Origin of the sequence: Pedococcus sp. (assembly GCF_036554925.1) — a bacterium.
Classification (GTDB): domain Bacteria; phylum Actinomycetota; class Actinomycetes; order Actinomycetales; family Dermatophilaceae; genus Pedococcus_A.
Genome location: NZ_DATBMI010000103.1, coordinates 1 through 6,584, shown reverse-complemented (window position 1 = coordinate 6,584; position 6,584 = coordinate 1). Strand labels below are relative to the sequence as shown.

Genomic DNA, 6,584 nt, shown 5'->3' with positions numbered 1-6,584 from the left:
CCGGCCGCGCGTCGGGCAGACGGTCTCCGACAGGAAGACCGCCGCGTCGCAGAGGGTGCAGCAGAAGCCTCCGCTGCGGTCGATCGGGACGAGGATCTGCTCGCAGCCGCAGTCGGCGCACACGGCCACGACTCCGTGCATGAGGTCGGGCTCCTGTTCCATGCCCTCCACGGTGCCAGACCGGTCCGACACGGCCATCGAGCCACGCCGCGCACACGCCGTGCGAGCGCGGCCGACCCCGGGCCATGGCGTGCGCTGACCGACCGCCGCGCCGGGGCGGCCCCCGTGCAGCGCGCAGGAGCCTGGGGTCGTCCTCCACAGCGGCCCACCACCGCACCTCGCGGTCCACAGTCGCGGCCCAACGCCTCCCCGGGAGTCGGGGCAGCGCCTCACGCTGACGCCATGGCCTCCTTCTCCAGCCTCGTCCTGTCCGGTGCCGCCTTGGCCCTGACGTCCTCGGTGATCGCCCCCGAGGCTCTGCGCGCGTGGGGCGGCGGCTCAGGTCGTCCATCCGCTGTGCACGTGCCGGTTCAGGCCTGGCGTCCGCCTGCCGAGGCCCTCCACGGCCGCCTCAGCCTTCCTGTCGAGGCGGCAACGAGCGAGGCGGTCCCCAGCGCGACGCCCCTGCGCGAGCCGGGCAAGGGTTGGCCCGCGCCCGGGTCAGCAGCCGGGCCGCCACCTCAGGCGACGCCACGCCCGGGCTGGAGGTGGCCGCTGTCCCCCGCGCCCCGGGTCGTTCGACCCTTCGAGCGACCGCGCAGCGCATGGGGCACCGGCCACCGGGGGGTCGACCTCGAGGCCACAGCGGCCCAGGAAGTGCGGGCTGCCGCGGGTGGGCGCGTGACCCACGTGGGCGTGATCTCCGGCCGCTCGACCATCACCGTGACCCACCGGTCGGGTGTCCGGACCACCTACGAGCCGGTCGTGCCCGGTGTGGCACTCGGCCAGGTCGTGCCGGCCGGTGCGGTGCTGGGAGCCGTGGCCGCAGCCGGGTCGCACTGCGAGCGACAGCCCTCGCGCGGGCAGGCCACGTGCCTCCACTTCGGTGCCCTGCGGGGCCGGACGTACCTGGACCCGCTGGCCCTGCTGCGGGGCGGTCCCGTCGTGCTGCTCCCGATGCGTTGAGGGGCACAGCGTGCCTACCGCCCGTGCCGCAGTGGCGGTCCGCGCCGCGCTCGCTGTCAGGGCCGCGCTCGCTGTCCGGCGCCCCGACGGGCGCCCGACGCGACGGCAAACGCTCAGGCGCCGGTCGGGTACGGCCAGGCCACACAGCCACCCAGCGAGAGGGTCTGCTGCACCATGACGGGCGAGCGCTTGCCCTGGCCCGGGCAGGTGCGGTGCTGGTGGCCGAGACCATGCCCGACCTCGTGGTTGACCTGGTAGATCCGGTAGCGGCGGACGTCCTTGCCATAGCTGTCGTCGCCGAGCTGCCAGCGCTTGAGGTTGAGCACGGAGCGGCCGTCGTTCCAGCAGCTCACCTGCGAGAGCGTGCGCAACGGGGCACACAGCCGGTCGGTCAGCCCGGGGCTCGCCAGGGTGACCCGGATGTCGACGTGCCGGCCCGCGCGGGCCTCCTCCGGGGTGACGTTGACGAAGCGGACGCCGTCCGCCTTCTGCCACCCGCGAGAGTCGAGCAGCGTCGACCGGATGGTCCGCGCCACCGCGGCCTGGTCGACGCCGAGACCCTGCTCGACCTCGACGGTGTACGTCACCTCGCGGCCCGTCGCCTCAGACTGCGGCCCCGGGACGGAGACCACGACGATCTTGCCCGTGCCGTTCTGCGGTACCGCGGCCGCGGGTGGCTCCGTCGTGGTCGAGCCGTCCTGGCCATCCTGCGGTGTCGTGGGCGGGGCCGAGCGGGGCGACGTCCCGCCGGGTGCCGTGACGCTGGCCGCGACACCGGGGAGACGGTCCACCGCCCGGGCCGCGGTGTCGACCGCCTGCTCGCGGGAGACGAGCTTGGCTCCGGCCACCACGACCAGGACGAGGACGCACGCCCCCAGCAGGGTCCGTCGCAGGCGCACACGCCGGCTGACCCGCCGGTGAGGGCGTCTGGCTGGCGGTGGGTGGTGCTGACTCACGCTGTTGGTCTGCTTCCCCGGTGGTTGGTGGACGCAGGGAGTCCCGCGCCTTCACATCTTCCCCCGGTGGTGCTGGTGCTGCGAGCCGCCTCGCCCGGCGAGGCCGAAATGTTGTCGTCGCCGCTGCGTGGCGCGCTGCTGGGCGACGACATGGGCAGTTACGTGGGCGACGACGTGGGCGAAGGGGCCGCTCGGGCCGCGACCGGGGCACGGCAATGCGACGCGCGAACCCTCGGCGCCGGTCACGCTCGGGGGTGGGCCTGACGGTAGGACTGCTTGAGCCTGTCGACGGACACGTGCGTGTAGACCTGAGTGGTGGCCAGGGACGCGTGTCCGAGCAGCTCCTGCACCAGCCGGAGGTCTGCCCCGCCCTCGAGGAGGTGGGTCGCCGCGCTGTGCCGCAGCCCGTGGGGTCCGAGGTCCGGGGCGCCCGGGACGTGCTCGAGCAGGGCGTGGACCGCCGCACGGATCTGGCGCTGGTCGGCGCGGCGACCACGGCGGCCCAGGAAGAGGGCGGGGCCGCTTTCCTCCGTGACCACTTGGGGGCGTCCGGACGTCAACCACGCCTCCAGGGCGTCGCGGGCTGGGACGCCGAACGGGACGGTCCGCTCCTTGGCTCCCTTGCCGAACACGCGCACCACTCCGGTCTCGAGGTCGACGTCGTCGATGTCGAGCCCAGTGAGCTCGCCGACCCGGATGCCGCAGGCGTACAGCAGTTCCAGCGCCGCCCGGTCACGCAGGTGAAGGGGGTCGAGGTCGTCGGAGGCGACGGCCGCGACGTCGAGCAGCGCCGTGGCCTCGGCCTGCTTGAGCACTCCGGGGAGGTGCTGCTGGCGCTTGGGTGCCACGAGCCGCAGCGACGGGTCCGCGGCAACTCGGCCGGTGCGGGCCGACCAGCCGAGAAACGTGCGGGCGGCGGCGGCCCTGCGCGAGATGGTGGCGCGAGCCGCACCGGACTCCGCCTGATGCGCGAGCCAGGAGCGCAGGTCGCGCAGGGAGATGTCCGACAGCTCGGTGACCCCGCAGGTCTCGCGCAGGAACGCCAGCATGGCGCGCACGTCCCCGAGGTAGGCGCGGATGGTGTGGGCCGAGCGCCCACGCTCGGCCCGCAGGTGCCGCTCAAACGCGACGACTGCCTCATCGGCGCTGCCGTCTGGCTCCTGCGCGCTGCCACCAGGCTCCTGCGCGCTGTCGCCCACGTCGCCGGCACCATCCGGCGGGTTCCCTGCCCTCACCGGCCCACGGTCGCAGCCGTGGGGGCGGGCGGCAAGCACCGGCCGGGCGGGTCGCCGCGCCCGGGCGGTCGATCGCCACAGACCTCAGGCCGAACCCATCTCAGGACCGCGGACGTGGCCGCTTCCGCCACCCGTCCCCGTCCCTCACGGCGAGACCGCGCAGCTCCAGTCGGCCCAGGCACGCGATGAGCTCTCGCTCGGCCATGGTGGTCTGCACCGCCAGCGTTCGGATACCGACCGATCTGCGGACCGCCAGCGACGAGAGCACGCGGTCCTCCGAGGAGCTGAGCGCGTCCTCGACCCGCTCCGGCCCCCGCTTCACCGGGGCGAGATCCCTGCCGATGCTGCCCACGGCCTCCGCAGCCTCGGCAGCATCGGTCACGAGGACGGCACCGTTGTCGCGGATGTACTGGTGGCACCCCGCCGACACCATGGAGGTCACCGGGCCGGGCACCGCCGCGACCACGCGGTGATGGCGAAGCGCCTGGTTCGCGGTGCTCAGGGATCCTGACCTCAGCCCTGCCTCCACCACCACCGTGCCAAGGGTCGCCGTGGCGATGAGCCGGTTGCGGCTCAGGAACCGGTGTCGCGTGGGGGCGCTGCCCGGCGGGACCTCCGAGACCACGAGACCGACGTCGGCGATCTGGGCGAGCAGGTGCTCGTGGGCGGCGGGGTACGGGCGCTCCACGCCGCCCGCGAGCACGGCGACGGTGGCCCCCTCGGCTGACAGGGCACCTCGGTGTGCCGCCGCGTCGATCCCGAACGCTGCGCCGGATACCACCGTGAAGTCGCGCTCGCACAGACCGGCCGCGAGGTCGGCTGCGGTGGCGGTGCCGTAGACGGTGGCGCTGCGCGCACCGACGATGGACACGCTGCGCTCACAGGCGTCACCAAGGCTCAGCGGCCCGCGCACCCACAGGCAGTGGGGCGGCGCGGCGAGGTCGTCCACCCCCGACGGCCACTCGCTGTCGCCGGGGATGACCACTCGGGCACGGATCCGGCGGAGCAGGCCGACCTCACGGTCGATGTCCAGGAGCTCGAGCCGAGGCGCCAGGCGCGGCCCCCAGTCGACCCTGCCCTCGAGAAGCTGACGCAGGGCGGCCTCGGCCCCCAGGCCGCGGACCAGCTCCGCGGCACCGCTGTGCTCGGGCTCCGTGAGTCGGCTCCAGGCCATGCGTGCCTCACGCTCCCCCCGTGGCGTCCGCCCGCCACACGTCAACGCTGCCGGGCTCATGCAGCCACCGGGCCCTGGTTGCGCAGGGTGAGGGCCAGACCCAGGTCGTCGCGGTCCGGCACCGCCCTCCCGGCGAGGTCGGCGACCGTCCACCCCAGCCGCAGGACGCGGTCGTAGCCCCGCAGCGTGATCATCCCGCGGTCCAGGGCGCGGTCGAGGTCGACAGTGACGCTGCGCGCAAGCCGCCACCGCCCGCGGCGCAGCGCACTCCCCGAGGCCTGGCCGTTGAGCGACCACATCTCCTCGCTCCACCGCTCGGCCTGGACGTCCCGGGCCTGCGCGACGCGGGCGGCGACCACCGAGCTGCTCTCCCCCGGGTCCTGGCCCAGGGACGCGAGGTTGATGGCCGGCATCACGACCTGCAGGTCGACGCGGTCCAGCAACGGCCCGGCGAGCTTCGCGGCATACGCCCGACGCTCTCGGGGAGCGCAGGAGCAGTCGATCCCCTTGCCGAACCCCAGCCCGCACGGACACGGGTTGGCCGCCATGACGAGCTGGAAGCGTGCCGGGAAGCGGACCGAGTGCCGCGCTCTCGCCACCACGACCTCGCCGGACTCCAGCGGCTGGCGCAGGGCTTGCAGGACCGAGACCTTGAACTCGGGGGCCTCGTCCAGGAACAGGACTCCGTGGTGGGCCTGCGAGATCGCCCCGGGCCGGATCAGCCCGCTGCCGCCGCCGACGATCGCCGTCATGGACGCGCTGTGGTGCGGGGCGACGAAGGGCGGCCGGCCCTCGGGGCCGACCGTGTCCGGCAGCGCACCCAGGATCGAGCGGACCGCGAGGACGTCGAGCGCCTGGTCTCGGCCGAGCGTCGGAAGGATCGACACCAGACGCTCGGCGAGCATGGTCTTGCCAGCTCCCGGCGGGCCCATGAGGAAGAGATGGTGGCCACCGGCAGCGGCCAGCTCGAGAGCCAGACGCGCCTCCGGCTGGCCCACGACGTCGGCGAGGTCCGCGGCCGCCGTGGTGGCCTTCGGGCGTGCGCCGCGGCCCTGCGGGAGCATGGCATCGGGCAGCCGGCCGCCGTCGTCGGCGCCTCGATAGTGCGCGACCAACGCACCGAGGTCGGGCAGGGCGTGCACCCGCACGCCCGGCACGAGCGAGGCCTCGGCGGCGTTCTCGATCGGCACGACGACGTCGGTCACTCCGGCGCCCGAGGCCGCGAGGACGCTGGGCAGCACGCCACGCACGGGGCGGATGGCGCCGTCGAGTCCCAGCTCCCCGAGGTGGACCACCCGCTCCGCGACCGTGCCGGGCACCGCGCCACAGGCCACGAGCACCGCCACCGCGATCGACACGTCGAAGCCGGAGCCGGCCTTGGGGATCGAGGCCGGCGAGAGGTTCACGGTGATCCTCCGTTGCGGCAGCGGCATCCCGCTGTTGGCCGTGGCCGCCTTGACCCGGTCGGTCGACTGCGCGCACGCGGTGTCGGGCAGGCCACTGACCGCAAAGTGCGGCAGGCCCTGCGCGAGGTCCGCCTCGACGCTGACGACCGCGCCCTCCAGCCCCGTGAGCGCAACCGAGCGGGTGAGGCCGAGGCTCATGCCCCGACTCCTCTCAGGTGCCGCAACGCTGCCGGCCCGGCGGCTGGGCGGAGGATGCCGACGACGTCGATGCGCACCGACGAGCAGCCGACCTCGTGGCTCGCCAGCCAGGCCGAGGCGAGTCGCCGCAGTCGCGCGGCCTTGCGCCAGGTGACGGCCTCGACCGGGTCTCCGAAGGTCGTGCTGCGCCGGGTCTTGACCTCGCAGACCACCAGGCAGTCGCCGTCGAGCGCGACGAGGTCGATCTCGCCGTGCTCACAGCGCCAGTTGCGCTCCAGGACCTGCATGCCCCGTGACGCGAGGAAGCGCGCCGCCAGCCCCTCGCCCCACACCCCGAGCACCTGTGTGTCGTTTCCCTGAGCCTGCTCGCCCATGCCGTGACCACCTCCGCGGACGAGGCTGCCGCGGGTCGTGCGGCCTGGTCAGTCGGAGGCCCAGCACTGTGGACGGCGTGGCGACGGTGCCGTCCCTTGTGGATGGCGGTCAGCCG

At 74.3% G+C, this 6,584-nt stretch carries 6 protein-coding genes; 1 reads left to right on the top strand and 5 read right to left on the bottom strand.

The annotated features are described in order from the left end of the window. Nucleotides 1–402 precede the first annotated feature (402 nt). Complete coding sequence (locus VIB11_RS08695; protein ID WP_332030327.1) at nucleotides 403–1,125, top strand: peptidoglycan DD-metalloendopeptidase family protein; 723 nt, start codon at nucleotides 403–405, stop codon at nucleotides 1,123–1,125. A gap of 113 nt (nucleotides 1,126–1,238) precedes the next feature. Here the strand turns inward: VIB11_RS08695 and VIB11_RS08690 are convergent, their stop codons facing one another. From VIB11_RS08690 to VIB11_RS08670, 5 genes are all read right to left on the bottom strand, one after another. Then, nucleotides 1,239–2,024 carry a DUF3152 domain-containing protein gene (locus VIB11_RS08690; protein ID WP_332030325.1) on the bottom strand — a complete coding sequence of 262 codons (786 nt, stop codon included), beginning with the start codon at nucleotides 2,022–2,024 and terminating at the stop codon, nucleotides 1,239–1,241. A gap of 299 nt (nucleotides 2,025–2,323) precedes the next feature. Next, nucleotides 2,324–3,316, bottom strand: coding sequence for a tyrosine recombinase XerC (locus tag VIB11_RS08685; protein WP_414695789.1), 993 nt, complete (start codon nucleotides 3,314–3,316; stop codon nucleotides 2,324–2,326). Between the two features lie 100 nt (nucleotides 3,317–3,416). Then, nucleotides 3,417–4,490 (bottom strand): DNA-processing protein DprA, encoded by a 1,074-nt coding sequence (gene dprA, locus VIB11_RS08680; protein ID WP_332030323.1) that lies wholly within the window; start codon nucleotides 4,488–4,490, stop codon nucleotides 3,417–3,419. Nucleotides 4,491–4,546: 56 nt separating this feature from the next. Then, the gene (locus VIB11_RS08675; RefSeq protein WP_332030321.1) at nucleotides 4,547–6,094 is read right to left on the bottom strand and encodes a YifB family Mg chelatase-like AAA ATPase; all 1,548 of its coding nucleotides are present in this window, start codon (nucleotides 6,092–6,094) and stop codon (nucleotides 4,547–4,549) included. Next, the gene (locus VIB11_RS08670) at nucleotides 6,091–6,468 is read right to left on the bottom strand and encodes a YraN family protein (protein ID WP_332030319.1); all 378 of its coding nucleotides are present in this window, start codon (nucleotides 6,466–6,468) and stop codon (nucleotides 6,091–6,093) included. Before VIB11_RS08670 ends, VIB11_RS08675 begins: the two co-directional genes overlap by 4 nt. Between the last annotated feature and the right edge of the window lie 116 nt (nucleotides 6,469–6,584).